Raw genomic sequence first — 25928 nt, 5'->3', positions numbered from 1 at the left:
AGCAACATCAAAATTAAAAAAGCCATCAAAATCATCATCACATTGTCTACTTATGGTAACGCTATTTGCTATTGGTAGAGGTTCAACATGAAGGGTGATGTGTGCACCAAAACCTAAACAATCATTATCTAATTCACTATCCACTCTTATATAAATATTTTGTGTATTTTGATAACCAATATTTCTGTAATTAGAAGGGTTTATAATAGCGTTTATTTCAGCTAAAGCATCAGCTTCATTTCTATAATATTTAATGATTAATTGTTGACCAATAGGGAAAAGGTTTTCAATTTCAGTAGTAACTTCACTAAAATCAAAAGAAGAGATTCCATCTCTATCATTATTTACAGTGTCTAAATAGTCATCACATTCATAATAAACCTTTTGAAAAGAGGATGGAATTCCTGTAGTAGACACAATTAAATTTACTTCACTTACTCTTTGACATCCATTTAAGTTTTCAACTCGTGCCCAAATAGTATTTGTGCTCACAGTTTGATTTATGTAAGTAATTGGATTTACTATTTTATCATTTATATCATTACTGTTGGCACCTAAATATGAATAAAAATAGGAGAAAGTTTCATTTACAGCATCAGTAGAAATTTTAGTATTAACTTCAGTTAAATTAAAAGCACTATAACCATCAGTATCATCATCACATTGTTTTAATGATACTAGATTTGTAATTACGGGTAATTTATAGACTTCAATATTAAAATTTGTATAAGCTACACAACTTGAATTTAAGTTGTTAAAAATTTTAACGTAAATAGTTTGAATAGTTGTACTATTTGGAAATGTTGAAGGATTTGAAATTTCGTTTGTTAATGCTACATCAGAAAAATATTGAATTGTAAAATCAGTTGCTGATTGCCCATTTAAAATTTCTAATTCTTTTTCTGTCAAATCAAAAATGATTAATTCATCAACATCAGTTCCAATAGATGTATTGTCGCATTTTCCTAGACTTGAAATTGTTGTAGGTGGATTTGGGGTTTCAAATACTTGAATAGTAAAACTTTCAGTTTCATAGCATATAGGGTTTTGAATATTATGAATACGTGCAATAATAATATCCGTACTAAAGCTGAACTATTAGTATAAGGGCTTGTAATTGCATTAATGTTTGCATCTGCGTCTGTTTGATTTCTAAAATAGCTTACTTCATATTCTGTAGCACTTTGCCCATTTAGAACTTCGGTATCTTTTAAATTTTTTAAATTGAATGTTAAATACCCATCATTATCAGTATCACATTCACTTATAGATGAAGGTTGATTTGCAATAGGAACACTATGAACTTTAAGACTAAATTCACCTTCTAACGTACTTACATTTCCACAAATATCAGTTTGAGTAACCACTAATGAATAAATACCATTATTTACAGTTGCTAAATTTGTAAAAGTCAGGTTTGCAATAGTTGAATAAGGTGTTGAAGAACCATTGAAATACCAAGTGTATGTTGTTAAACCAGTTAAAGTTTCAGGAATAACATTAAAATTATCACCAACACATAAATTACTAGTTTGGTCATTTAAAATACTTGTAGATCCGTTAATATCTACATTTTTAATTTCAATTTGAGAAAAAATTGAAGCAATAAAAGGAGGTAAACCTTGTGTAGAGTTATTTCCTCCTAAAGAAATTGCTTTGTGGTTATAATTACAAGCTAGCCCGTCATTTTCGGGGTTTTCAATAACACCTAATGTTGGCATACCAATATTATAAGTTTTTGAAAGTGCTCTGTATATTTTTTGATCAGGACCTAATTGCAATCCACCTCTAAATAAATTTTGAGAGTCTATAATTATTCTTGAATTATTAATATCATTAATATTTTCTGAACTAATATCAAATTGATATAATGTGGAAAAGTGATTACTTGGATTATTCCATTCAGAAGAAACATTACTAAAAAAGTCATTAGAGGCATTCACATAGAGTTTTTTACTATTAGCTGAGAATTCTGCACCGTATGGCTTATCAGCAGGAGCTACCAAGGGTAGCAATCTTTCATTTGTAACTTTTCCAGTTCCAGTATTAAAATCGTATAAATAAAATTTGGCATCACCCATGTGAGCAATTGCAACCTTTTTTCCATTAGGAGAAATTTTTAAATAGCCTCGTCTGTCATTCGTAAAATAATACCCTGAACTTTTAACTGGATTGGCTGCAACTCCTGCACTAGATATCTTGTACGCATAAAATTCATTTTCCACATAAGATAATACCCAGAAAGTGTTACATTCTTTACCTTTGATTGCTGCGACTTTTTCGGTCCAATTAGAAAATCTACCTTCAGATAAATCAATTGGTCCTGCAACAACACTACCTAATCCACCTTCAGTGCTCATATCTATAGTGTAATAATTAAAACCAAATTCTCCACCACTAACTCTAGCACCTACTGTAAAAAGATAAAATTCAAATGTGCTTCCAGGTTTAGGTACAATCATTGCAGATTGTGTACTTGAAGGGTCTCCCTTTAACCCTGTACCATTTAACATTATAGTGTGGTTTCTATTCCATACTGTAGTTCCATCTGAGTAAAATAATAGGTTTCCATTATTATCAGAAAATGAAGAACAGCCTTCAAAGGTATTTAATTGACCATTAGTTAAAGGTTGTGGAGTTCCACTATTAAAATCTAATCCAGCGTTTTCACCAAAATACCAGATATTCGCTTCTTTTTGAGCAAAAGTATGAAGCGTTACTATAAGAAAAAGAAATGATACTATTTTTTTCATTTGGAAAATTATCTTTAATATTCTTCAAATGTAATAATATCTACTAAAATGTAATAATTATTTATAAATCTCTCTTTTTTAATAAAGCATACGATAGGTAAATGAAAATAGTTGTCCAAATTAGTACAATTAATATATCAAGTGGTTGTACGGAAAAATCTTTAGACAAGTCTTCACCAACTTGTTTGGCAACTGTTTTAACAGCACTTAATCTGGTAAATGGTTCTTTAATTAAGTTAGCCATTGCTTCCAAAGGTAAAAACTGCATAATTTGATCTACAAAATCTTCAAATTTCCAATATAACATTCCTTTAATAAAACCTTCAAACATTGCCCAAATTAGCATCGCTCCAACAGCAAAGGCACTTCTTTTTACTAAGATTCCTAAAAATAGCCCAAATGAAAAGAATCCAACAAGTTTTACAAAAAATGCAATTAAGTATTCTAAATCGGTAGTTACAATTGAAAATTCAGTAAAATCAGAATAAATATATCCAAGTACAATTGATACTAAAAAAACAAAAATTGTAGATATAAAAGCTAGTAAAATAACAGTGTAAAATTTAGATAATACAAATTCTTTTTTGCTTAAACCATCAATTAAATTTTGCTTTAATGTTTTGTTACTGTATTCATTAGCCATCATAGAAACAATAACTAGCAACAAAAAGAATTTAAAAATGGATGCCATAAATGTATTAAAATGCCAGATGTATGGAAAGTTGAAAATACCTTGTTCGGCTAAATGAAATTTTATAGGGCCAATGTCAAATTTTATAGCTGCAATTAATGCTATTGAAGTTAATAAAATGAAGTAAATTAAGATTAAAACTCTACTAGCTCTACTATGTTTTAATTTATGGATTTCTATATTTAATAGTCGTAGCATTGCTTACTTTTTGTTAGTTAATGTTAAGAATTGTTGCTCTAAACTTGGTTTGCGTTTCACCAAATGAGAAAGAATAATATTGTTTTTGAATAGATAATTATTAATTTCTGAAGCTGAAATAGGTTTTCCTAATGTTGCAATAATTTTATCTTCATCATCAACTTTTGTTGAGATAATTCCTTCAAAATTAGAAAGTAATTCAATTAATTTTTTAGAGTTAGCTTCAACTTTAAGTTCAAATAAACCGTGTGAAGCTGTCATTTCATCAACGCTTCCTGAATATAATTTTACACCTTCTCTAATTATAACAACATGAGAGCATACTTTTTCAACTTCATCTAATAAATGTGAAGCTAGTAAAATAGTAGTTCCTTTACTTGCAATATCTTTAATTATTTTTCTAATTTCATGAATACCTTGGGGATCTAGCCCATTAGTAGGCTCATCTAAAATTAATATTTCAGGATCGTTTAATAATGCAGATGCAATTGCTAAACGCTGTTTCATTCCTAAAGAAAAAGTTTTAAACTTACTATTTCTTCGTTCATATAAATTAACAATTTTTAGTTTTTCTTCAATTTTAGAGAAAGGAATTTCTTTTATTTTACATACTAATTTTAGGTTTTGAATAGCCGTCATGTAAGGATAAAAATTTGGTCGCTCAATAATTGCACCTACTTTTTTTAAAGCCTCATGAGTAGATAAAGCACCATTAAACCAACTAAAACTTCCCGAAGTTTTGTTAACAACATTTAAAATAATACCTAGTGTAGTTGATTTTCCACTTCCGTTTGGACCTAAAATTCCGTAAACATTTCCTTTCTTAATATCAAAAGATAAATTATTTACAGCATGAATATTTCCATATTTTTTATTGAGGTTGCGTAGAGATATGATTGTTTCCAATATTTTTTTGTTTAGTATAAAATTAAGACGATATTTATTGAAAATTGTTACAGCAATATACTAAATTTGATGTAAATATGTGATTTTAAATATGGATGAAAAATTAATTTCTAAGAAAAAACCAGCGTATCCAATTAATGAACAACTCTATAATTATTTAACAGATTATAATAGAAATATTAAAATTCCTGTTTTTTATGAAGATTTATTACGTTTTGATGGTGGAGTAGAAGTATATGATAAAAATGGTGATGATACTTTATGGATTAGAGTGTATTATGCTGAACATGAACGGGATGAGATTGATTTAAGTTTGAAGAGAATGTACTTGATTTTACACGGTGATGGAACTGAAGATTCACTTCCTTTTTTAACAATTGATGGTATTGACTACTGTACTTTTGGGAATTCGAAACCGTTTAGAGTTAAAATTAGAAATATTTTAAATGATAATCACACTTATATTTATGTGAAAAAAGCGGATGCCTCTAGAGTTTACGGTCTTGAATTAGAACATATTTTATCTCCAAATAATATTAATTTCTTAATTTATAAAGAAACATTAATTGAAGAACATGTGTTAGGAGTCCCTGGTGATCAATTTTTGACTGAAAATATGGACGCAGTTTCAATTAGAGGAAAAAAAAGATTATCTAAAGAGTTTGTAAAATTTAATGAACGTTGTATGATTCGATTGTTAGGAGATATGCGTTCTTATAATTATGTAATTGTAGCTTCTTATGATTTTGATCAAGTAGAATATCGTATCAGAGCTATGGATTTTGATCAACAAAGTTTTGAAGGTAATTTAAAAGTTTATTTCCCACAGTTTTTTAAAGAAAATTATCCATTTGTAAAAATGGTAACCGAGAACTTGCAAGAAGAATCTATAGAGCAATATAAACGTGAAGAGCGTTCTGCCATTGCACGTAGACTTAGAGGCTATCAAGTGAGAGTTAATGCCTTAATTTCTTGTATGATTAATGACAAAATTTCAACAACTGAAAAAATTAATGAACTTAAATTAGATTTATTTGAATATACAAAGGATAAAAAATTTAAGAAGTGTAAATCAATGGGAGAAATTTTAAAAGTAGCGTTTGCTTTTGTAACAAGAAATTATGAAAACGTGAATGCTTACATAATTCACAAATAATTTAATAATTATCAAAATCGAGGTCGTCTATATTTTCTAAATCATTTTCATCATCGAAAGCATCAAAATCATTGGTTAATTTCTCAGATTTAAATTCTTTCTCAGGAGCTTCTTCAGGTGTATTTCCAAATGAAAGGGCTATTTTTGGTAAACCATCTTCATTTGCATTGGTAATTTCAGCTAATTCAACAAAAAAAGACCACATTAACATAAAGTCATAAATGTAAATTAATTTATCGCCTACATTTTTAAAAATTTCAGAAACTATACAATTATTCATGGCTAGTGAATCTCCATTTTCGGACATATCAAATAGTGGAATTTCATCTCCTTGTTCCCAATTATCATCAGTTTTATAAAAAGAAGCCATTTCTTGCCCTTTAAAACCAAATGATTTTGCAATGGTATAATGGAGTTCTTCCAAATTGATAGATGAATCAACAATTAAATCCCTAATAACATCATCTTTAACATCTAAAATAATTCGAATTCGGTAAGTCATTTTTATAAAATACAATTAGTTTTCAAAGGTACTATTTAAAAGTTTTAAATTCTTATTTTTACTGTCTAACAATTTTTATATGAATAATAAAGAAGCAACACTTCAAACATTAAATAAAATGTGTGAAAATACATTAATGGAAACTTTAGATATTAAATATGTTGATTTAGGCGAAGATTTTTTGGTAGCCACAATGCCAGTAAACTCTAAAGTATATCAACCAGATGGAATATTAAATGGAGGTGCAACAATGGCTTTAGCGGAGAGTGTTGGTAGCCCAACATCTATGTTGGCAGTTGATATGGATAAGTTTAGTGTTAGAGGAATTGAATTTTCGGCAAATCATTTGCGAAGTGTTAAAAATGGCGTAATTACAGCTACTTCTAGAATAATTCATAAAGGAAAAACCATCCATTTAGTTGAAATTAAAATTGAAGATAATAGAGGTAGAGTAATTTCTATTTGTAAATTAACTAATTTTATTTTGGCTAAGTAAAAATTATGTTTGGAAAAATCATTAAAATTATTGGAATTATTTTTCTACTACTATTAACGATATTAATTGTATTGTTTTATAGATTTTCAACACCTAAATCTGATGCTGATATTCAAAAAGAATTTACCAAAAGAAATCATATTGTTTTTATTAGTAAAAAGAAGTTTCAGAATTTTGAATACAGAGTTGTTACAACTCAAAAGGAAATAGATACCACTTTACCAACACTAGTTTTTATTCATGGCTCAATAGGGTCAGCACTAGATTTTAAGTACTATTTATTGGATGAAGAAATAAATAAAAAGGCTAATTTAATTGCTTATGATAGAATTGGTTATGGTGAAAAAAATGCAGGAAATGTGCAAGAATCTATTGCTTTTGAAACTGAAATGCTTGAAGATTTAATTGCAAATTTAAATAAACAAAATACGATATTAGTTGGCTATTCGTACGGAGGTTCAATTGCTTTAGCTTCAAAAAAGGATTACAAAAAAATAGTATTGTTAGCACCTGCAGTTTACTCTAAAGTTGAACCAATGCCTTGGTTTTTAAATTTGTACAAATGGAAAGCAACAAGATGGATGTTACCTAAGATTTGGAAATCAGCTTCCAAAGAAAAGTTATCACATAAATTGGATATATTAAAATTTGAAAATAGTTGGGCAATGAATCCTTCAAAAGTTATAAGCATTCATGGAAACGATGATTGGATTGTTCCGTATGAAAATTCACTATATTTAGAAAGAAAATTTTTACCAGAACAATTTGATTTGGTAACTTTGAATAATGCTGGTCATGGGTTGGTTTGGTCGCATTTTAACGATATTAAAAGTATATTACTTCAACAATTAAATTAAAAATAATTGCAACAAGATATCACATCATTTTTTAATGAAATTAAACAAGTGTACGATTTAAATCTTCCATTTGTTGTTTTTAGAAAACCAAATGAAAATTTGGTTACAACTTATGTTCAAAAGACAAAAGAAATACATTATTTAAATTCTTTTAGCGAACAAGGTTTTATTTTTGCACCGTTCAATAAAAATGAAAAAACAGTGGTGTTTTCTGTTGATAAATGTACCTTATTATCTTCTAAAATTTCAAAAAAAACATTATTTACAGCATCAAAAAGAAGCTCAAATTTTAGCATTGGTTTTAAAAATGACTCAAAAGAAAAGCATATTAAATTAGTTCAGAAAGGAATTAATTTTATTAAAAATAACAACGTTAAAAAAGTGGTGTTATCTAGAAATGAAAAAATTAAAAATATAGATTTAAATGTTATAGATATTTATAAAAGAGTATTGAATAATTATAAAAATGCATTTGTGTATTTATGGTATCATCCATCTGTTGGATTGTGGATGGGAGCAACTCCTGAAAGATTACTTAATATTACGGATAATACGTTTAAAACAATGGCTTTGGCAGGAACACAAGCATATAAAAACACCACGAATGTTAATTGGAAAACTAAAGAGCAACAAGAGCAACAGTTTGTTACAGATTTTATCTTAGAAAGGATAGTTAAAAACATAAATAATATAAAAATTACTGAGCCATATACAATAAAGGCTGGTAATTTATTACATATTAGAACAGATATTTCTGGAACTTTAATATCTGATAATCAATTGGGGAATTTAATAGATTCATTACATCCTACACCAGCAGTTTGTGGATTGCCAAAAAATATTGCAACGGAATTTATTTTAAAGAATGAGGGGTATAATAGAGCTTATTATTCAGGTTATTTAGGTGAAATAAATAAAGATAATACTACAAATTTATTTGTTAATTTACGTTGTATGGAAATTAAAAATTCAACAGCTATAATTTATGTGGGAGGCGGTATTACTAAAGATAGTAATGCAGAAAAAGAATGGCAAGAAACAGTTTCAAAAGCTGAAGTTATGAAAAGTGTTTTAAAAAACGAGAAACACTAAGTTCTAAGCTCTTCATTTGACAATTTATTATAAATTATTGTATATCTGTGGGCAACATACAATTAGTGAATAATACAGTTTTCAAGCAATATTTCCAACTATAAACAAAGAACTTAGCATTTCGTTGTTTTCAACAATAAAAATAGAAAGTAAAGTTAAAGGATAGTTTTTATATCGTAAAAATCAGTGTTTAAATCGTAAATTTTATGACTATTTTTTTTTGAATTGAGTTGGAGTACATTTGTTATTCATTTTAAAAATTCGTATAAACGAATTAACAGACCCAAACCCAGATAGTTCGCTTATTTCAGCAATAGAAAGTTGTGGTTGTTGTTTTAATAATCTTTTTGCTTCACTTATGCGATAGTCATTTACAAACTGATTAAAGTTGCAGTTTAAATTTTCATTGATAATTTTAGAAACATAAGACCTATTGGTTCCAATACTTTTTGCAACATTCCAAATGTTTAAATGTGGATTTAACCAAGGTTTTTCTTTTTTAAAATATTTTAATAAACTTATTTCTATTTCTTTTAATTCATCAAGATGAATTTCAGGAGAGTTAGTGTTTTTAAATTGGTGACTTATATTTTTTTCTACAGGAATTTGTTTTAATCCTACAATTGCTAAGATTAAGTATAAAATGGTGAAAATTATACTAAAATATAATAAAGAAAATTCATTTCCAACAAAAGGAGTTCTACCAATATAAGTAATATAAAAACCAGGAATTGACATTAATAAAATAAATGAAATGGTTACAATATAAAAATAACGAAGTTGAAATTTATCTAAATTAGAAAATGAATTAGACATACTTTTTTTAGTTTTCAATAAAAAATGAATAGATAAAATATTGTACGCTAAAATTTGAATTAAATGAAAATATCTACTTCCATCATATAAATAAGTTAGGATTTTAGTAGTTTGATTTGTGAGTTTGGTAGTATGTAAAATATGATTCATATATACCTGATAATCCTCTAAACTAGCAAGGCTTGAAGCTAAAAGCATAGCAATAATTATAATGATAGAGGGAATAAAATGATAAATCCATTTAGTTGAAATAATTTTTATGTTAAAGGCACTATATAAGTACAAATAATAAAAAGGATAGAAAGCTAGAAGAGCGCCTAAAAAAATAAAATCATAATGCTTGTAATAATTCCAAAATTCAAAAAAAGAAAAAAAATTACCTGTAAATATTAAAAAGCTACTCAAAAAAACAAACCCTAAAAAATAACGATTTTTGTAAGCTTTATTTGATAACGCAAATAAAAATATTGAACTGAATAAAGTTACTAATAAGATTAATAATAAGGCAGTTAGTTTAATCAAAACACTTTTATTAATTTAAAATTGAGAGGTATAATTGATAAATTTAAGTTTTAAAAGTCTAGTATTGTATGATATTTATCAATAACAAAACTTATTTGTAATAGATAATTACTAAGGGAAGTTTCCGTAACTTTGCCGCTTTAACTAAAGTAATTAATGCCAAAATTCCCTAAAAATAGTTTAGCTAAACAAGTTGTAAATAATTGCATACATTATACTATTAATACAGTTGTAATTTCTCCAGGTTCTCGAAATGCACCTTTAATTATTGGTTTTAATGAAGCGAAAGAAATTGAAACTCTATCTATAGTAGATGAACGTTGCGCTGCTTTTTTTGCATTAGGGATAGCCCAACAAACAAGGAAACCAGTTGCATTAGTGTGCTCATCAGGGTCGGCATTATTAAATTACTATCCGGCAATTGCAGAAGCCTTTTATAGCAATATTCCATTAATTGTAATTTCAGCCGATAGACCTAAGTATTTAATTGATGTTGGTGATGGACAAACAATTAGGCAGGAAAATGTGTTTGCAAATCATAGCTTATTTAATGCAAATTTAAAAGTTAGTAATAGCAATTTACAACTAAAGCAGGCTATTGAAACTGCAATAAATAAAAAAGGGCCAGTTCATATTAATGTTCCATTTGATGAACCTTTATATGAAACTGAAGAAATAGATTTCGAAAAGATTGAAGAAATTAAGGAAGTGAAAGAAAGTTTGATAGATGAAACTCCTTTAGAAGTTGATGAACTTCAAAAGTTTGCTGATATTTGGAATACTTCAACAAAAAAGATGGTGTTAGTAGGTGAGCATTTTCCAAATGAATTATTACAAATACAATTAGAACATTTAGTAAAAGATCCATCTGTTTTAGTATTAATTGAAAATACAGCTAATGTATCGCATCCTAAATTTATTAATAGTATAGATAAATTAATTTTTCCTTTAGAAGATTTTGAGTTGGAAAAATTTCAACCAGATATTTTAATAAGTTTAGGAGGATTAATAGTTTCAAAAAAAATAAAACAACATTTAAGAAAGTACCAGCCTAAACACCATTGGCATGCAGATGCTAAAAGAGCATTTGATACTTTTCAATGTTTAGAGCATCATTTTAAAATATCTCCGCAATTATTTTTTAGTCAGTTTTTCTTTTTAACTAAAAATACCGATAGTAATTATCAACAATTTTGGCTTCAAAAAAAGGCAATTAGATTAAAGAAACATCAAGAATTTATGAACACTTGTAAATTTTCAGATTTAAAAGTATTTAGTAAGTTATTGCCTTCAATACCAGATAATTCACTATTACAATTAAGCAATAGCTCTGTTATTCGTTATTCTCAATTGTTTGATATTAACAAGACATTACAAGTGTTTTGTAACAGAGGTACAAGTGGTATTGATGGGAGTACAAGCACTGCAATTGGAGCCTCTTTTGCAGCACAAAACAATACGGTGTTTATTACTGGAGATATTAGTTTTTTTTATGATAGTAATGCTTTATGGAATAACTATATCCCAACTAATTTTAGGATTATACTTTTAAATAATAGCGGAGGAGGTATCTTTAGATTTATTCCTGGCCCAAAGGATTCAAATGCTTTGGATTATTTTGAAACTCCACATAATTTAACTTCAGAGCATTTATGTAAAATGTATAATTTTGAATATTTAACAGCAGATAATGAGGTAGATTTGAATTTGAAACTTTCCAAATTCTTTGAAAAGTCTGAACATCCAAGATTATTGGAAATTTTTACACCGAGAGAAGAAAACGACAAAATATTAAAAGCATATTTTAACAATTTAAAAGAGTAACTAAATGGATTTAAAAGTAGGAGATAAAGTAGATTTAATAGTTGTAAGAAATTCAGGGATGGGTTTTACAGTATTAGTAAACGAAGAGTTTGAAGGGTTACTTTATAAAAATGAATTGTATCAAAAAATTGAAGAAGGTCAAAAATTAGTTGGCTATATTAAGAAAATTCGTGAAGATGAAAAATTTGATATTAGCCTACAAGCAGTAGGTTTTAAGCATACTATTGTTAAAAATGAAATTATTATTCTAAAAGCATTAAATGCAAATAATGGTTTTTTAGGATTGCAAGATAAAAGTGCTCCTGATGAAATTAAATATCAGTTAGGAATGAGTAAAAAATCCTTTAAAAGTGCTATTGGTGGTTTGTTTAGGCAAAAATTAATTACTATTTCAGATGAAGGAATAAGCTTATTTAAACCTGAATGAGATTAAAAAAAAGAGTGATTTTATACAAAATCACTCTTTTTGAAAATATATTTAAAAGTTAAAATTAAATACTAAGTGTAGCTTTTAGAGGTTTATTCAAACCTTTTTTATTTACCATGATTGAGATAGTTTTTAATTTAAAAAAAGCTTTGCTCATATAAATATAACCACCGTTTCCAATTCTACTTCCTGTTGTTCCCCAAGAATTTTTCACTTTGTAATATTCATTGCCTTTTTGGTCTTTTACCATTCCAACAATATGCATTAAATGGTCATCTGTAGTATTATAATTTTCAAATTCTTGTTGTCTGAATTCTGGTGTAATTTCTTTTTCGGTTACAATATAAGTTAAAGATTTTTCATTATTTTCAAAGTTTTTTGGGATAACTGCTACACCAAATTTTTGTGAAAAAGTTTTTTCAGAAACATCACAATCTAATGCAATTGTATAGCCTTTTTTTAGCGCATTGTCAACTGCTATAACTAATTCTTCAAGTTTTAGATTATAAAAATAACCATTTGAAAAATTATCAGGAATATTTAAAATAAATTTAGAATTGTATGGTTGATGTGTAAAGGAAGTTAGTGTTACATAATTTTTTGAATCAAATTTCATTTTTTTCGCAAATGTTTTGGGTGTGTAATAAGCACCATCATACATAAAATTAGTTGGCATTTTACCTAACTCAGCATCTAAAATAGAATCAACTTGAACTTTCCAATTTGGATGAGCAGAATTTTTATCATTTTTAATATAAGCATCTAATATTTTTTGAAGCTTAGGAACTATTTTTGAATGATTGTATTGGGTTGCATCTCCAATTAATCCGGTATAAGCACTTTGAGGAACTAGGCCCTTTTTTTGAATTGAATTAATTACATCATGCGCCAATCCACCTTCTCCAAACTGAGTTCTTCCTTGTCTCATAACATAATCCCAAGCTTTGTCATTATAGGTATTTCTAACGTTGTACATTTCAGAAATATCAATAAGTTTACCGGTAGTTTTAAATATTTCAGATTCGATAAATGAAGTTGTTGAAAAACTCCAGCAAGTACCAGTATTCCCTTGACTTTTAACAGCTGATGCTTCAATATCAATTATTGGTGTAAAACTATATGTTTGATCATTTGGGATTTTAACTTTTACAAAACTGTCTTTTTGAGCGTAAAATAGGGTTGTAAATGTTAATAATACAATTGTAAGTAGTGTTTTTTTCATTGTTTAAGTATTAATTTTTTATTGTTGAATCAATATAGGTTCCATTTCTTTTCTTTAAAACCCTTTCAATATTTTCATAGTATCCATCTGAATTTGGATCGTCTTCATGTAATTTCATATAACCGCTTTTATAATATCTTAAAGCCAGTTTTAACTTATTTCCAGTTTCATAATAGCGTCCAATATAATAGTCTCCAATGGGAGATTCTTTATATAAGTTATTAATCATTTCACCAAAGTTTTTTAAATAATCACCATTTTCTTTATCTATAATAATTGGTTCTATTGCAAAGATATCTCGTTCTCTAATTTTTAAATTACTTCCAAATAAGTAATCTATTTCAACGTATTTATTTTCTAAATAAGCAATTGCATCAGGTGGTGAGAGGTGTTTTATTTTTTTTTCAAACTCTTCCTTTGAAATTGCAGAATATAAATCGAAAATAAAAGCTAAAGCACTTGGAATAGATTGCCCAATTGACGCAGTTTTGGTACTATTATTAAATACGTCAAATTTGTAATTGAAACTTGAATTTTTTGAATTTTCCAGTAAGCCATTTGTAGTGTTTATGGTGTTTTCCCATTTTTCTACATTGTATTTTCCATTACATAAATAATAGTATATATTTTCGCTACTATTTTGTTGAATTTTATTTTGTAACATAGCAGGCATATCCATAGCATAATATGGATTAATATTTATAAAAGCATTAAAACCAGGGTATTCTTCAACTAAAAAATAATTTATAAAATTTGCTGTAAGTGTATTTCCTACAATTGTTTTAAATGGTGAAATTCTATAGTTTTCATCTAAATATTCTAATAGTTCACTTCGTATAAATCTATAAAAAGCTTCGCCTTGTTGTGTTGGTAAACTATTTTCTTTTAGATAGGAACAATCTTCATATCTTTCATTGTAATAATTTTGATTAATTCCTACAATAATTTGTTCGGGTGCTTTTTCTTTTTTTGCAAAAAGGATGGCATTTCCAACATAAACATCAAATAAGTATTCAGCGTCTAAAATAATTGTTAAAGGGTATAGTTTTGTTGAATCTGTTTCATAGCTTGGAGGTATATACACTTTTAAATATCTGTCATTATTTAATTCTACTGAATTAAATTTTTTTAACTGAATGTTTTGAGATAATGTACTAAAAGAAACTAGAAATGTAAGTACTAATAAACACAGGTTTTTCATAAACTATTATTTTTTGCTAAAATCTAACATAAATGTCATATTTTAAATTAAAAATTGAAAAGGTTAAATTTATCATTTATGCTTCAATTAACCAAAAAAAAGTACTGTAAGAAGTTGGACTTGTAAAAAAAAGTAAATATTCAATTCCGCTTTTACTCAGCTACATTTTGGTTAACTATTTTTAATTCAAATTTATTAATAGTTTTATAGTTAGAGGAAATTATTCTAATTATATTTTAATTCTTAAAAATTTATTGTTCTAAGCTTTACAAAATTACTATTTTAGTTTACAACTAATTTTAGTGGTTTAGTTTTGTCACACATATTTCTTTTATTTCATTATGTTTTTTAAACCATTAAAATAATTTATTTTTACCAAAAATATAATTACATGAAAACAATAAACTGGAAAACTGTAAAAGAGTTTGAAGATATAACCTATAAAAAATGTAATGGTGTTGCAAGGATAGCATTTAATAGACCTAATGTTAGAAATGCGTTTAGGCCTAAAACTACTAAAGAATTGTATGATGCTTTTTATGATGCACAAGAAGATACTTCAATTGGAGTTGTGTTACTTTCTGCAGAAGGACCTTCAACTAAAGATGGGATTTATTCATTTTGTAGTGGTGGAGATCAAAAAGCACGAGGTCATCAAGGTTATGTAGGGGAAGATGGTTATCATCGTTTAAATATTTTGGAAGTGCAGCGGCAAATTCGTTTTATGCCAAAAGCTGTAATAGCGGTAGTTCCTGGTTGGGCAGTTGGCGGAGGACATAGCTTACACGTGGTTTGTGATTTAACGTTAGCAAGCAAGGAACATGCAATTTTTAAACAAACGGATGCTGATGTTACTAGTTTTGATGGTGGTTACGGATCGGCTTATTTAGCAAAAATGGTTGGGCAAAAAAAGGCTCGTGAAATATTTTTCTTAGGAAGAAATTATTCAGCTCAGGAAGCTTATGAAATGGGAATGGTAAATGCAGTTATACCACATGAAGAGTTAGAAAATACGGCTTATGAATGGGCACAGGAAATTATGGAAAAATCACCTACTTCAATAAAAATGTTGAAATTTGCTATGAATTTAACAGATGATGGTATGGTTGGTCAACAAGTTTTTGCAGGTGAAGCTACCCGTTTAGCATATATGACTGATGAAGCTAAAGAAGGAAGAAATGCTTTTTTAGAAAAACGAAAACCTAATTTTGTTAAAAAATGGATTCCTTAGTTTATAATAAATCAATAAGTATTAAAAGTCTCATTGTTTGTCATTCCTGCGAGAGCAGGAATCTATTTTAATTATTTAATCTTTAAATTGATAAAATGAAAATTATTTGTATAGGTAGAAATTACGCTAAACATATTGAAGAACTGGCAAATGAAAAACCGGAAAATCCTGTGATATTTTTAAAACCGGATTCAGCTATTTTACTAAAAAATCAACCTTTTTTTATTCCTCCTTTTTCAAATGATATTCATTATGAAGTAGAGGTGTTAGTTAAAATAAATAAAGTTGGAAAATATATTGATGAAAAGTTTGCTCATAAATATTATGATGAAATAGGTTTAGGAATTGACTTTACCGCTCGTGATATTCAAACTAAATGTAAAGAAAAAGGGTTGCCTTGGGAAAAAGCAAAAGCTTTTGATGGAAGCGCAGTTATTGGAAAATTTATTTTAAAAGGACAATTAGGTGATTTAAATAATTTGGCATTTACGCTTCATAAAAATAATAAACTAGTTCAAGATGGAAATACAAATGCAATGCTTTGGAAAATAGATGAATTAATAGCGTATATTTCACAGTATTTTACCCTTAAAAAAGGAGATGTTTTATTTACAGGAACACCTGCTGGAGTAGGTAAAGTTTCTGAGAATGATAAACTTGTTGGAGCTATAAAAAATCAAGAATTATTTTCAATAAAAATAAAATAATTACTAAAAGGTAAACAAAATAGTTCCTAGAGGTTTTATAGTTTCTTCTTTACGGTGTTCTTTTAAAATATTATAACCATAATGGTTTTTTACTAACTCTTTAAAGTCATATTTTAAACGTGGGAATTCTCTAAGTAATTTATCGAAATCTTTAGTTCCAGATTTTTGCATAAAAAAATGCAAAATTTCTGTATAAGCTTTTGTTAATGGTAAATTAAATTTAGAACTATTTAAAGCATTTTTATAATATTGCTCTTTAATTTTACAGTTTTTAAGTGTTGCAACTTCTAATCCGTATTTGTTTATTAAAATCCATGATAATTTTAATTGTGCTTCATGAGTAAATAACGCTGGACTTAAAGTGCAGTTCTCAATTTGATTGACTAAATCGTTTTCATCTAAATTTTTATATGTGTTCATAGCGATAGATATTATAGGGGCTTCTTTCATATAAATTAGATGTAAAATTTCATAAATGGTTGCGTTGAAATTAAAGGTTTTACGAATTTTTTAAATTAATTTATGTAGTGGTAAGTTTCTTTAATTCAGTAAATTACTTTCTTTTTTGATCCAATAACCAATTGTAAATATCATTTCCTTCATAAATTCGTTTCCAAGTATCATGTGACAAATCTTCATGGATGGTAAAACGAATGTTTTTGTGTCCCAATTTTTCTAGTTTATTTAGTCCTTCATAAAAATATTTAACAGGGATTACTTGGTCACGTCCACCAGCAAATTGCCAAACGGGTATTTTGTATTTGGCAATAGAATCCATTAAAATGGGATGTCCCCAACCAACTATTGGGTTAATAGCGGCAAAACGTTTTGGGTGTTTACTAGCAATATACCAAGTCCCAAATCCGCCATAACTAATTCCACTTAAATACACGCGATTTTCGTCTGCATTGAAGTTTATTAATGTGTTATCTATCATTTTCATTAAATCATTTTCAGCTTTATTCCATCCATATTTAGTATGTGATAGATTAGGAATTGAATCTATAGCAGTTGTTCCTTGCATTATTAGTGAGGAATTAGCAATTTTTGTTCTTTTTGGAACACCATTTTTTAGCCGTTTTGGAATCCAATCTTTTGTACGATTATCAATATAATTTAACCCAAGTTTATCTTGGTTAAACATCTGTAATTGAGGAACTATTATAATAAAAGGTAAGTCACGTTTTTGGATCCAAGCTTCATATAAAGGGCCATGTATTAAAACATAATCTAATTCATCCTTACCATTTCCTCGTTCTCCATTTCCGTGTAAAAATAACAATACAGGCCATTTTTTAGTACTATTTTCATGATAACCTTTTGGTAAATAGACAAAATAATCACGTGAGGTGCTGTCGATTGAACTTATGTATGGGATACGTAATAACTGTTCTTCTATTTTTTTTGATAATTTACAAGAAGAAATAAATATAATAAAACTAATTATGATAAGTATTTTAACTTTATTTATAGACATAAGAAAAAGTTTTTAACTATCAAAAATACCAATTTTTTTTAAGTTATATTCCTTCTTTATAGTAAGTGTTATCTGGAAAAAACTTTTTACTTTTACTATTCAACTTTTTTGAAATATGCAAGCAGAAATAATAACTATTGGAGATGAAATTTTAATAGGTCAAATACTTGACTCAAATTCTAAATGGATAGCTGAAGAATTAAATAAAATTGGAGTTTCAGTATATCAAATAACTTCAATTCAAGATGAGAAGCAACATATTTTAAAAGCAGTAAAAGAAGCTCAATCAAATGCCAATATCGTTATTATAACGGGAGGTTTGGGACCAACAAAAGATGATATTACAAAATTAACATTAGCTGAATATTTTAATGACACCTTAATTTTAAATGAGGAAGTGGTTGAACATATTAAAAATCTATTTGCAAAAATGAACTACCCGTTTACAGAAGTAAATAGGCAACAAGCATTAGTACCTTCAACTTGTACACCACTTAAAAATTATTTTGGCACAGCACCTGGAATGTGGTTTCAAAAAAATGATAAAATAGTTGTTTCATTGCCAGGAGTTCCAAACGAGATGAAAGGTTTAATAGAAAATAGTGTTTTACCAAAAATAAAAGAAACATTTCAATTGCCTTATATTTTGCACAAAACCATACTTACTTATGGAATGGGTGAGAGTATGGTTGCAGCTAGAATTGAAGATTGGGAAAATAACTTACCAAAATTTATTAAATTGGCGTATCTGCCATCATATGGTAAAGTTCGTTTAAGATTAAGTGCTAAAGGAAAAAATAAGCAACAATTAATTGAAGGTATTGCAAAAGAGGTTGAGGAACTCACAAAATTAATTCCTGATATTATTGTTGGTTTTGATGATAGTGAAACTATTGAAGTTGTTATTGGGGAAATGTTAACTAAAAAAAAGCAGACATTAGCCACCGCTGAAAGTTGTACAGGTGGAAATATTGCTAAAATGATAACAGCTATACCTGGTTCTTCAAATTATTTTGTAGGTTCAGTAGTAGCTTATCATTCTAAAATAAAAATAAATATACTAGGTGTTGATAAAAGTTTGATAGAAAAACACTCAGTTGTAAGTGCTGAAGTAGCTGAAGCAATGGCAAAAGGAATTCAACAAAAATTTAATACCACCTATGCTATTGCAACTACTGGTAATGCAGGTCCTACAACAGATAATACTGATACATCAGTAGGAACAGTATTTATAGCAATTGCTACACCAACTACAATTTTTTCAAAAGAATATTATTTCGGACAGCCTAGAGAAAAGGTAATATATAGAACATCCTACGAAGCAATAGAATTACTTAAAAAAGAAATATTAAAAAACTAGTAAAATAAGTTTGTGTATTAAGTTTTAAAATTTTAATTTTGCATCTCGTTTTGAGAATACACTAAAAAGGTACAGAGATATGTCAAGAGTTTGTGAACTTACTGGAAAAAAAGCAATGGTTGGGAACAATGTTTCTCATGCATTAAATAGAACTAAAAGAAAATTTGACGTTAATTTATTAAAAAAACGTTTTTATATTCCTGAAGAAGATAAATGGATTACGTTAAAAATAGCAGCATCTGCTTTAAAGAATATTAATAAATTAGGAATCTCAGCTGTTGTTAAAGAAGCAAGAGAAAAAGGATTTTTAAAAAAATAATTATTGTAGGAAATGGCAAAGACTAAAGGAAATAGAATCCAAGTAATTTTAGAATGTACTGAGCATAAAGCTACTGGTAAACCAGGTACTTCTAGATATATTACAACGAAAAATAAAAAGAATACTCCAGATAGATTGGAAGTTAAAAAATTCAATCCTATCTTGAAGAAAATGACTGTTCATAAAGAAATCAAATAATATAGGACTATGGCAAAGAAATCAGTAGCATCGTTACAAACAGGATCAAAAAGATTATCAAAAGCAATTAAAATGGTAAAATCTCCAAAAACAGGAGCTTACACATTTGTTGAATCTATTATGGATCCTTCAAAAGTAAAAGACTTTTTGAGCAAAAAATAATTTTTGTTCATAAATATAATACTAAAGCTACTTTCAATATTGAGAGTAGCTTTTTTTCTTTATATATTTATACCATTAATTTGAAGAAAATGAGTTTATTTAAAAAAATATTTTCAAAAGAAAAAAAAGAAACTTTAGATAAAGGTTTAGAGAAAAGTAAAACTTCATTTTTTTCTAAATTATCTAAAGCTGTTGCAGGGAAAACAAAAGTGGACGATGATGTTTTAGATAATTTAGAGGAAGTCTTAGTTTCATCGGATGTTGGTGTAGAGACAACCTTAAAAATTATTGAGAGAATTGAGCAACGTGTAGCTAAAGATAAGTATCTAGGTACTGATGAATTAAATTTAATTCTTAGAGAAGAAATAGCTGGTTTGTTAGCCAAAACAAATGTTGGTAATGAAACCGATTTTATAATACCTTCAACTAAAAAGCCTTATGTTATTATGGTTGTAGGTGTAAATGGTGTAGGAAAAACAACCACAATTGGAAAATTGGCATCTCAGTTTACTAAAAATGGTAAAAAAGTTGTGCTTGGTGCGGCTGATACTTTTAGAGCAGCTGCAATTGATCAATTACAAGTTTGGGCTGATAGAGTTGGAGTCCCATTAGTTAGTCAAAAAATGGGAAGTGATCCTGCTTCAGTTGCTTTTGACACCTTAAAATCTGCTGTTTCACAAAATGCAGATATTGTAATTATTGATACAGCTGGAAGATTACATAATAAAGTTAACTTGATGAATGAGTTGACTAAAATTAAACGTGTAATGCAAAAAGTAGTTGAGGATGCTCCACACGAAGTATTATTAGTTTTAGATGGTTCAACAGGGCAAAATGCTTTTGAACAAGCAAAACAATTTACATTGGCAACCGAAGTTACTTCGTTGGCGGTTACAAAATTAGATGGTACGGCTAAAGGTGGTGTGGTAATTGGAATTTCTGATCAGTTTCAAATACCAGTTAAATATATTGGTGTTGGTGAAGGAATTGACGATTTGCAAGTGTTTAATAAAATTGAATTTGTAGATTCTTTTTTTAAATAAAAACAAAAATAATAATTTAAAAATATCACACTTGACTTGTCGAAGTGTGATATTTTATCTTTTAGAATATGAGAACTAAATCAAGAAAAGAAAATAAAATTAACGTTGTTACTTTAGGATGCTCAAAAAATGTGTATGATAGTGAAGTGTTAATGGGACAACTAAAAGCAAATAATAAAAAAGTTGTTCACGAAGATAAAAATGAGGATGGAAATATTGTTGTTATTAATACGTGTGGTTTTATTGGCGATGCTAAAGAAGAATCTATAAATACTATTTTACATTATGTAAATAAAAAGGAAAAAGGAGAAGTTGATAAGGTTTATGTTTCAGGATGTTTAAGTGAACGTTATAAACCAGATTTGGAGAAGGAAATTCCAAATGTTGATGAGTTTTTTGGAACTCATGATTTACCAAATTTGTTAAAAGTTTTAGATGCAGATTATAAGCATGAATTAATTGGAGAACGTTTAACAACTACACCAACTCATTATGCTTATTTAAAGATTGCTGAAGGTTGTGACAGACCTTGTTCATTTTGCGCTATTCCTTTAATGCGAGGGAAACATGTTTCTACTCCAATCGAGAATTTGATAATTGAAGCAACTAAACTTGCTAAAAAAGGCATAAAAGAATTAATCCTTATTGCTCAAGATTTAACATACTACGGTTTAGATATTTATAAAAGAAGAGCGCTTGCTGATTTGTTAAAAGAATTGGCTAAAATTGATGGCATTGAATGGATTCGTTTACATTATGCATTTCCAACAGGGTTTCCGCTAGATGTTTTAAAAGTGATTCATAATGAACCAAAAGTGTGTAATTATTTAGATATTCCTTTACAACATATAAATAACGATATTTTAAAATCGATGAAAAGAGGAACTTCTCATGAAAAAACCACTAATTTAATTGCTAAATTTAGAAAATCAGTTCCTAATATGGCAATTAGAACGACATTAATTGTTGGTTATCCAGGTGAAACAGAAGCATCTTTCCAAGAGTTAAAAGATTGGGTTCAAGAAATGCGTTTTGAACGCTTAGGAGCTTTTGCTTATTCTCACGAAGAAAATACGACTGCAGCTAATTTAGAAGATGATGTTCCTGAAGATATAAAACAGCAGCGTGTGAATGATATTATGGATATTCAAAGCCAAATTTCATTTGAATTAAATCAAGAAAAAGTAGAAAAAACATTTAAAGTTTTGATTGATAGAAAGGATGGGAATTATTTTATTGGTCGTACAGAATTTGATTCTCCTGATGTTGATAATGAAGTGCTAATTGATGCAACTAAATACTATGTACAAGTAGGAAAATTTGCAACAATAAAAATTACTTCTGCTTCTGAATTTGATTTGTATGGTGAACCAGTAAAATAGTGTCGATATAAAAAAAGCGAGCAAACGCACGCTTTTTTTATCTAAAATTGAGATGTTTTAATTAAAGAAAACAGCATTTGCAAAAAATAATTTACCATTTTCCCAAAACGATCTAAATAAAGGATTATCTACCATATAAATTAGCTGCCCTTTACCTTTTCTCTCAATACCAAAAAGTAATGAGTTAGGAACTTTTTCTAGAGCATTTTCACCTGCAAAACCAGAAATATTTATTGCATTTTTTTGGAAATAACCTACATTAAAACCTGTATCCAATAACTGATAAGAGTTTGCACTTATTTTTAAACTATAATATTTATTTGGATATCCAAAAGCAAGCGGATGTGAAGCATCAATAGTACTTTTAAAAATACTACCCGTAATGGCATTTTTTATGTTTTCATTTCTTCTTTGATTGAAAGGAATTAAATTTTCAGGGTTTTCATCAGTGTCATCTTTATCATCCTTTTTAGATTTTAAAGAAAAACCGTCTTTATCGGAAAAACTTTTTAATGAACTACCAATTGCAATAATAGTTCCTCCATTTTTGACAAATGATGATACTATTTTTAATTCAGTTTCATCAGCACGAAATCCATTAGGTAAAATTAAAATATCATAATTATTAAAGTTGATTCTTTTAAAATTTCTAGTGTTTAACACATGAATAGGATAATTTAGTTGTGTTTCAAAGAAATGCCAAATCTCCCCAAAATTTAGTGATGAAGTTCCTTCACCAGCTAATACCGCAACTTTTTTGGGTTTTATAAGTTTATAATTTGATGAACCAAAATCTGAACCGCTATTAACAAAACCAGTGCTAACAGGGGTTACTTGTTTCTTAATTCTATTTGCAATTTCAACAATAGTTTCACTAAAAGAGTTGATATAGTCATTTTCTCCTCTTAAAACAACTAACGATCCTCTTTGATAATTAGTTCCTTCAACAGAAAATGCTTTTTGACTGTATCTTACATTAAAACCTTCTTCTAATAAATTACCTAATAATTTAGCATCAGAAACTTCATTCCATTTAGCAATATATGCGTATGAATTTTTATCTATTTTATTAATAATTTTAGGTTCAGCTGTATTTATGGTAGGTGATGTAATTGTATTTTGAGTTGCAAAACATTGTAAACCATATGCGTAAGGTAGGCTCCAAGCTGTAATATCATAAGTTAATGGCGATGTAAGTTTAGCATTTTGTTCAAACAAAACTTTAACCATTTTTCCTTTTGGTTGGTTTGTTGTAATTACCAAATCATTTTTTGAAAGTCTAATAGTTTTAGTTGAATTTGAAAAGTAATCATATCCTTTAACAGTTGTTGTATTGATATAAAAATATTGAATTTCATGCAATTTTAAAAGTGCAATTAATTTTTTGATTTTTTCTTTGTCTCCTCTTAAAATATAGTTTTTATATTTTAAGTTGTTGTTATTGAAGTATTTAGTAAATTCAATTACCAGTTTTGAAGCATTTTTCGATGAGATTTCAACTGTAGATAAACCGGTTGTTGTATGATGGATTAATCGATCTTTTAAAGTTAGTAATTTGCCATTTTCTAAGTCAATTCCTAATCCTACTTGACCTCCTTGTTCAAAAGTCATTCCAATAGCACCCATAAATGTTGGATAGGTGTCTCCGTAGCTTGGGTATAATAAATCAAAAATTTCTTTAGTAAAATAACGCCACCCATTTTTATCAAAATATTTGGCATGGTTTTTTCCAATTTGGGCTTGAAAATTATGCTGCCAATCTGTAATAATTTCATGAAATGGTTCTGCAGCTGGAGCGAAATAGTAAGGACTGTTATAGCCTTGTTCATGAAAATCAACATGAACTTGTGGCATCCATTTATTGTACATTTTTAAACGTTGTTGAGTTTCAATTTGCGAACCCCAAACCCAATCTCTATTTAAATCAAATAAATAATGATTTGCTCTTCCATTTGGCCAAGGCTCATTGTTTTCAGTTACTTCAGGATTCGAATTATATGGGGTGTTTTTAGTTTCATTGTACCAGTTAACATATCGTTCACGACCATCAGGATTTATACACGGATCTATAATTACAACTGTATTTTTAAGCCATTCTTTTTTTTCTGTAATTAATTTATAAAGTGTAAGCATTGCTGCTTCAGTACCAGAGGCTTCATTACCATGAACATTATAACTAAGCCAAACTATAGCTATTTCAGAGCTAGAATCTCCTTCAATAATTCCAGTTCTTTTTAGATTATCTTTTCTAATAGTTTCTAAGTTTTTAATATTTTCTTCTGAAGAAATAAAAGAAACATACAAAGGCCTAAATTCATTTGTTTCACCATATTTTATTAATTTTACATTAGAAGATTTACTTGCAATTTCTTTAAAATAATCAATAACTAAATGATGTCTTGTAAATCGAGAACCAAGTTCATAGCCTAAAAAATCAGAAGGCGATTTTAATGTTTGAGAATTTAACGTAATAATACTTATTAAAAATAAAACTGCTAAGGAAAATAGTTTTCGAATCATTAGATTTAAATTTTGAAATCAAATATATTGAATTTTAATAAAAAATTAGTTAAATAATTGTTACAACTTTTTTGTCATTTCTACAGCTTGTTTAAATTGTTTACTTTTAGCAAAAATTAATATTTCACCAAAATGAGTAATCATCAAACAAATGATTTTGATTTTGAAGAGCATTGGAATAATGCATATCAAAAAGTACCTGCTGATAATTTAGGGTGGTATGAAGAAGATCCAATTCCTTCAATGGAGTTAATTTTAGAGTGTAATTTACCAAAAGATGCCTTACTTTTTAATGCCGGAGTTGGTGCGGCAACTTTAATTGAATTATTATTAAATAAAGGATATTTAAATATTGTTGTAAATGATATTGCTGCTTCAGCATTAACTGAATTGAAAAATAATTTAACTGCTTATAAACAAGCTGAAGTTGAATTTATTGTTGATGATTTAACAAAACCTACCGAGTTGCTAAAGCTGAAAAATGTTGATTTATGGCATGATAGAGCGGTATTACATTTTTTTACAACCAAGCAACAACAGCAAGCATATTTTAATTTGATTCAAAAAGTTATACGTTTAAAAGGATATGTGATTTTAGCCGAATTTAATTTAGAAGGTGCTAAAAAATGTAGTGGCTTAGATGTGTTTAATTACAATGAAGAAATGCTTCAAGAAAGATTAGGTGAAGATTTTAAATTGCTAAAATCATTTAACTACACTTACATACAACCTTCAGGAAATACAAGAGAATATGTGTACACATTATTTCAAAAAATAGCTTAATTTTAATAAAATGCAAAGTTTCATAAATAACCGTTGTTGTTTACAGAAAAAAATCATTTGTCAAATTAAAAATGATAAAAAGT

At 27.9% G+C, this 25928-nt stretch carries 25 protein-coding genes and 1 pseudogene; 15 read left to right on the top strand and 11 right to left on the bottom strand.

The window, feature by feature from the left end; translation table 11 throughout:
• The 4 genes and pseudogenes from QM495_RS02935 to QM495_RS02920 all read right to left on the bottom strand — a co-directional run.
• Positions 1-909 (bottom strand): annotated as a pseudogene (locus QM495_RS02935) (CUB protein); the annotation flags it as partial.
• A 56-nt stretch (positions 910-965) separates the two neighbouring features.
• Positions 966-2753, bottom strand: a complete 1788-nt coding sequence (locus QM495_RS02930; protein ID WP_408670612.1) for a hypothetical protein — start codon at positions 2751-2753, stop codon at positions 966-968.
• Between the two features lie 61 nt (positions 2754-2814).
• On the bottom strand, positions 2815-3642 hold the full coding sequence (locus QM495_RS02925; protein ID WP_408670611.1) for an ABC transporter permease: 828 nt from the start codon (positions 3640-3642) through the stop codon (positions 2815-2817).
• A gap of 3 nt (positions 3643-3645) precedes the next feature.
• Positions 3646-4548, bottom strand: a complete 903-nt coding sequence (locus QM495_RS02920) for an ABC transporter ATP-binding protein (RefSeq protein WP_408670610.1) — start codon at positions 4546-4548, stop codon at positions 3646-3648.
• A 91-nt stretch (positions 4549-4639) separates the two neighbouring features.
• On the opposite strand from QM495_RS02920, the gene QM495_RS02915 reads away from it, so the two are divergent.
• Positions 4640-5704 carry a hypothetical protein gene (locus tag QM495_RS02915; RefSeq protein WP_408670609.1) on the top strand — a complete coding sequence of 355 codons (1065 nt, stop codon included), beginning with the start codon at positions 4640-4642 and terminating at the stop codon, positions 5702-5704.
• Position 5705: 1 nt separating this feature from the next.
• Here the strand turns inward: QM495_RS02915 and QM495_RS02910 are convergent, their stop codons facing one another.
• On the bottom strand, positions 5706-6206 hold the full coding sequence (locus QM495_RS02910; protein ID WP_408670608.1) for an IS1096 element passenger TnpR family protein: 501 nt from the start codon (positions 6204-6206) through the stop codon (positions 5706-5708).
• 79 nt (positions 6207-6285) lie between these two features.
• Between QM495_RS02910 and QM495_RS02905 the strand changes: the two genes are divergently transcribed.
• The 3 genes from QM495_RS02905 to QM495_RS02895 are packed head-to-tail and all read left to right on the top strand — an operon-like array spanning position 6286 to position 8651.
• Positions 6286-6702, top strand: coding sequence for a PaaI family thioesterase (locus QM495_RS02905; protein ID WP_408670607.1), 417 nt, complete (start codon positions 6286-6288; stop codon positions 6700-6702).
• Between the two features lie 5 nt (positions 6703-6707).
• Positions 6708-7559 carry an alpha/beta fold hydrolase gene (locus QM495_RS02900; protein ID WP_408670606.1) on the top strand — a complete coding sequence of 284 codons (852 nt, stop codon included), beginning with the start codon at positions 6708-6710 and terminating at the stop codon, positions 7557-7559.
• Positions 7560-7565: 6 nt separating this feature from the next.
• Entirely contained in the window at positions 7566-8651 is a 1086-nt protein-coding gene (locus QM495_RS02895; protein WP_408670605.1) for a chorismate-binding protein, read from the top strand.
• A 210-nt stretch (positions 8652-8861) separates the two neighbouring features.
• On the opposite strand, the gene QM495_RS02890 is transcribed toward QM495_RS02895, so the two are convergent.
• A complete protein-coding gene (locus QM495_RS02890) occupies positions 8862-9665 on the bottom strand; it encodes a helix-turn-helix domain-containing protein (RefSeq protein WP_408670604.1) in 804 nt (267 codons plus the stop codon).
• Positions 9666-10145: 480 nt separating this feature from the next.
• On the opposite strand from QM495_RS02890, the gene menD reads away from it, so the two are divergent.
• Positions 10146-11813, top strand: a complete 1668-nt coding sequence (menD, locus tag QM495_RS02885; RefSeq protein WP_408670603.1) for a 2-succinyl-5-enolpyruvyl-6-hydroxy-3-cyclohexene-1-carboxylic-acid synthase — start codon at positions 10146-10148, stop codon at positions 11811-11813.
• 4 nt (positions 11814-11817) lie between these two features.
• On the top strand, positions 11818-12240 hold the full coding sequence (locus QM495_RS02880; RefSeq protein WP_408670602.1) for a DNA-binding protein: 423 nt from the start codon (positions 11818-11820) through the stop codon (positions 12238-12240).
• A gap of 64 nt (positions 12241-12304) precedes the next feature.
• Here QM495_RS02880 and QM495_RS02875 read toward each other — a convergent pair whose 3' ends face one another.
• The gene (locus QM495_RS02875; RefSeq protein WP_408670601.1) at positions 12305-13462 is read right to left on the bottom strand and encodes a C1 family peptidase; all 1158 of its coding nucleotides are present in this window, start codon (positions 13460-13462) and stop codon (positions 12305-12307) included.
• Between the two features lie 10 nt (positions 13463-13472).
• Positions 13473-14663 carry an alpha/beta hydrolase-fold protein gene (locus QM495_RS02870; protein WP_408670600.1) on the bottom strand — a complete coding sequence of 397 codons (1191 nt, stop codon included), beginning with the start codon at positions 14661-14663 and terminating at the stop codon, positions 13473-13475.
• A gap of 391 nt (positions 14664-15054) precedes the next feature.
• Between QM495_RS02870 and QM495_RS02865 the strand changes: the two genes are divergently transcribed.
• Together QM495_RS02865 and QM495_RS02860 are read left to right on the top strand one after the other, a co-directional pair.
• A complete protein-coding gene (locus QM495_RS02865; protein ID WP_408670599.1) occupies positions 15055-15894 on the top strand; it encodes a 1,4-dihydroxy-2-naphthoyl-CoA synthase in 840 nt (279 codons plus the stop codon).
• Positions 15895-15989: 95 nt separating this feature from the next.
• The gene (locus QM495_RS02860; protein WP_408670598.1) at positions 15990-16601 is read left to right on the top strand and encodes a fumarylacetoacetate hydrolase family protein; all 612 of its coding nucleotides are present in this window, start codon (positions 15990-15992) and stop codon (positions 16599-16601) included.
• A 3-nt stretch (positions 16602-16604) separates the two neighbouring features.
• On the opposite strand, the gene QM495_RS02855 is transcribed toward QM495_RS02860, so the two are convergent.
• Together QM495_RS02855 and QM495_RS02850 are read right to left on the bottom strand one after the other, a co-directional pair.
• Positions 16605-17051 (bottom strand): hypothetical protein, encoded by a 447-nt coding sequence (locus tag QM495_RS02855; protein ID WP_408670597.1) that lies wholly within the window; start codon positions 17049-17051, stop codon positions 16605-16607.
• Between the two features lie 103 nt (positions 17052-17154).
• Positions 17155-18078 carry a prolyl oligopeptidase family serine peptidase gene (locus tag QM495_RS02850; RefSeq protein WP_408670596.1) on the bottom strand — a complete coding sequence of 308 codons (924 nt, stop codon included), beginning with the start codon at positions 18076-18078 and terminating at the stop codon, positions 17155-17157.
• A 115-nt stretch (positions 18079-18193) separates the two neighbouring features.
• On the opposite strand from QM495_RS02850, the gene QM495_RS02845 reads away from it, so the two are divergent.
• The 6 genes from QM495_RS02845 to rimO all read left to right on the top strand — a co-directional run bounded on the left by QM495_RS02845 (position 18194) and on the right by rimO (position 22542).
• Positions 18194-19438, top strand: coding sequence for a competence/damage-inducible protein A (locus QM495_RS02845; RefSeq protein ID WP_408670595.1), 1245 nt, complete (start codon positions 18194-18196; stop codon positions 19436-19438).
• Between the two features lie 79 nt (positions 19439-19517).
• Positions 19518-19757 (top strand): 50S ribosomal protein L28, encoded by a 240-nt coding sequence (gene rpmB / locus QM495_RS02840; protein ID WP_408670594.1) that lies wholly within the window; start codon positions 19518-19520, stop codon positions 19755-19757.
• Between the two features lie 12 nt (positions 19758-19769).
• Positions 19770-19955: a 50S ribosomal protein L33 gene (gene rpmG, locus QM495_RS02835; protein ID WP_408670593.1), complete on the top strand. Its 186-nt coding sequence runs from the start codon at positions 19770-19772 to the stop codon at positions 19953-19955.
• Positions 19956-19964: 9 nt separating this feature from the next.
• Positions 19965-20117, top strand: a complete 153-nt coding sequence (locus tag QM495_RS02830) for a DUF4295 domain-containing protein (RefSeq protein WP_408670592.1) — start codon at positions 19965-19967, stop codon at positions 20115-20117.
• Positions 20118-20206: 89 nt separating this feature from the next.
• The gene (ftsY, locus tag QM495_RS02825; protein ID WP_408670591.1) at positions 20207-21160 is read left to right on the top strand and encodes a signal recognition particle-docking protein FtsY; all 954 of its coding nucleotides are present in this window, start codon (positions 20207-20209) and stop codon (positions 21158-21160) included.
• A gap of 68 nt (positions 21161-21228) precedes the next feature.
• The gene (gene rimO / locus QM495_RS02820; RefSeq protein WP_408670590.1) at positions 21229-22542 is read left to right on the top strand and encodes a 30S ribosomal protein S12 methylthiotransferase RimO; all 1314 of its coding nucleotides are present in this window, start codon (positions 21229-21231) and stop codon (positions 22540-22542) included.
• 57 nt (positions 22543-22599) lie between these two features.
• Here the strand turns inward: rimO and QM495_RS02815 are convergent, their stop codons facing one another.
• Entirely contained in the window at positions 22600-25062 is a 2463-nt protein-coding gene (locus QM495_RS02815; RefSeq protein WP_408670589.1) for a M14 family metallopeptidase, read from the bottom strand.
• A 132-nt stretch (positions 25063-25194) separates the two neighbouring features.
• Here QM495_RS02815 and QM495_RS02810 point away from each other — a divergent pair, with 132 nt between their 5' ends.
• Complete coding sequence (locus QM495_RS02810; RefSeq protein ID WP_408670588.1) at positions 25195-25845, top strand: methyltransferase domain-containing protein; 651 nt, start codon at positions 25195-25197, stop codon at positions 25843-25845.
• Positions 25846-25928 lie beyond the last annotated feature (83 nt).

The sequence above is a fragment of the Lutibacter sp. genome, from assembly GCF_046055765.1.
Taxonomy (GTDB): Bacteria; Bacteroidota; Bacteroidia; order Flavobacteriales; family Flavobacteriaceae; genus Lutibacter.
This window is presented reverse-complemented; position numbering and strand designations above follow the sequence as displayed.

Excerpts from the sequence above, each read along its gene's own strand:
- QM495_RS02900 (WP_408670606.1), top strand. The coding sequence starts at position 6,708 with ATGTTTGGAAAAATCATTAAAATTATTGGAATTATTTTTCTACTACTA.
- QM495_RS02910 (WP_408670608.1), bottom strand. The coding sequence starts at position 6,206 with ATGACTTACCGAATTCGAATTATTTTAGATGTTAAAGATGATGTTATT.
- rimO (WP_408670590.1), top strand. The coding sequence starts at position 21,229 with ATGAGAACTAAATCAAGAAAAGAAAATAAAATTAACGTTGTTACTTTA.
- QM495_RS02925 (WP_408670611.1), bottom strand. The coding sequence starts at position 3,642 with ATGCTACGACTATTAAATATAGAAATCCATAAATTAAAACATAGTAGA.
- QM495_RS02860 (WP_408670598.1), top strand. The coding sequence starts at position 15,990 with ATGAAAATTATTTGTATAGGTAGAAATTACGCTAAACATATTGAAGAA.
- QM495_RS02865 (WP_408670599.1), top strand. The coding sequence starts at position 15,055 with ATGAAAACAATAAACTGGAAAACTGTAAAAGAGTTTGAAGATATAACC.
- rpmG (WP_408670593.1), top strand. The coding sequence starts at position 19,770 with ATGGCAAAGACTAAAGGAAATAGAATCCAAGTAATTTTAGAATGTACT.
- QM495_RS02830 (WP_408670592.1), top strand. The coding sequence starts at position 19,965 with ATGGCAAAGAAATCAGTAGCATCGTTACAAACAGGATCAAAAAGATTA.
- QM495_RS02905 (WP_408670607.1), top strand. The coding sequence starts at position 6,286 with ATGAATAATAAAGAAGCAACACTTCAAACATTAAATAAAATGTGTGAA.
- QM495_RS02875 (WP_408670601.1), bottom strand. The coding sequence starts at position 13,462 with ATGAAAAAAACACTACTTACAATTGTATTATTAACATTTACAACCCTA.
- QM495_RS02845 (WP_408670595.1), top strand. The coding sequence starts at position 18,194 with ATGCAAGCAGAAATAATAACTATTGGAGATGAAATTTTAATAGGTCAA.
- QM495_RS02915 (WP_408670609.1), top strand. The coding sequence starts at position 4,640 with ATGGATGAAAAATTAATTTCTAAGAAAAAACCAGCGTATCCAATTAAT.
- QM495_RS02855 (WP_408670597.1), bottom strand. The coding sequence starts at position 17,051 with ATGAAAGAAGCCCCTATAATATCTATCGCTATGAACACATATAAAAAT.
- QM495_RS02930 (WP_408670612.1), bottom strand. The coding sequence starts at position 2,753 with ATGAAAAAAATAGTATCATTTCTTTTTCTTATAGTAACGCTTCATACT.
- menD (WP_408670603.1), top strand. The coding sequence starts at position 10,146 with ATGCCAAAATTCCCTAAAAATAGTTTAGCTAAACAAGTTGTAAATAAT.
- ftsY (WP_408670591.1), top strand. The coding sequence starts at position 20,207 with ATGAGTTTATTTAAAAAAATATTTTCAAAAGAAAAAAAAGAAACTTTA.
- rpmB (WP_408670594.1), top strand. The coding sequence starts at position 19,518 with ATGTCAAGAGTTTGTGAACTTACTGGAAAAAAAGCAATGGTTGGGAAC.
- QM495_RS02890 (WP_408670604.1), bottom strand. The coding sequence starts at position 9,665 with ATGCTTTTAGCTTCAAGCCTTGCTAGTTTAGAGGATTATCAGGTATAT.
- QM495_RS02880 (WP_408670602.1), top strand. The coding sequence starts at position 11,818 with ATGGATTTAAAAGTAGGAGATAAAGTAGATTTAATAGTTGTAAGAAAT.
- QM495_RS02815 (WP_408670589.1), bottom strand. The coding sequence starts at position 25,062 with ATGATTCGAAAACTATTTTCCTTAGCAGTTTTATTTTTAATAAGTATT.
- QM495_RS02810 (WP_408670588.1), top strand. The coding sequence starts at position 25,195 with ATGAGTAATCATCAAACAAATGATTTTGATTTTGAAGAGCATTGGAAT.
- QM495_RS02850 (WP_408670596.1), bottom strand. The coding sequence starts at position 18,078 with ATGTCTATAAATAAAGTTAAAATACTTATCATAATTAGTTTTATTATA.
- QM495_RS02870 (WP_408670600.1), bottom strand. The coding sequence starts at position 14,663 with ATGAAAAACCTGTGTTTATTAGTACTTACATTTCTAGTTTCTTTTAGT.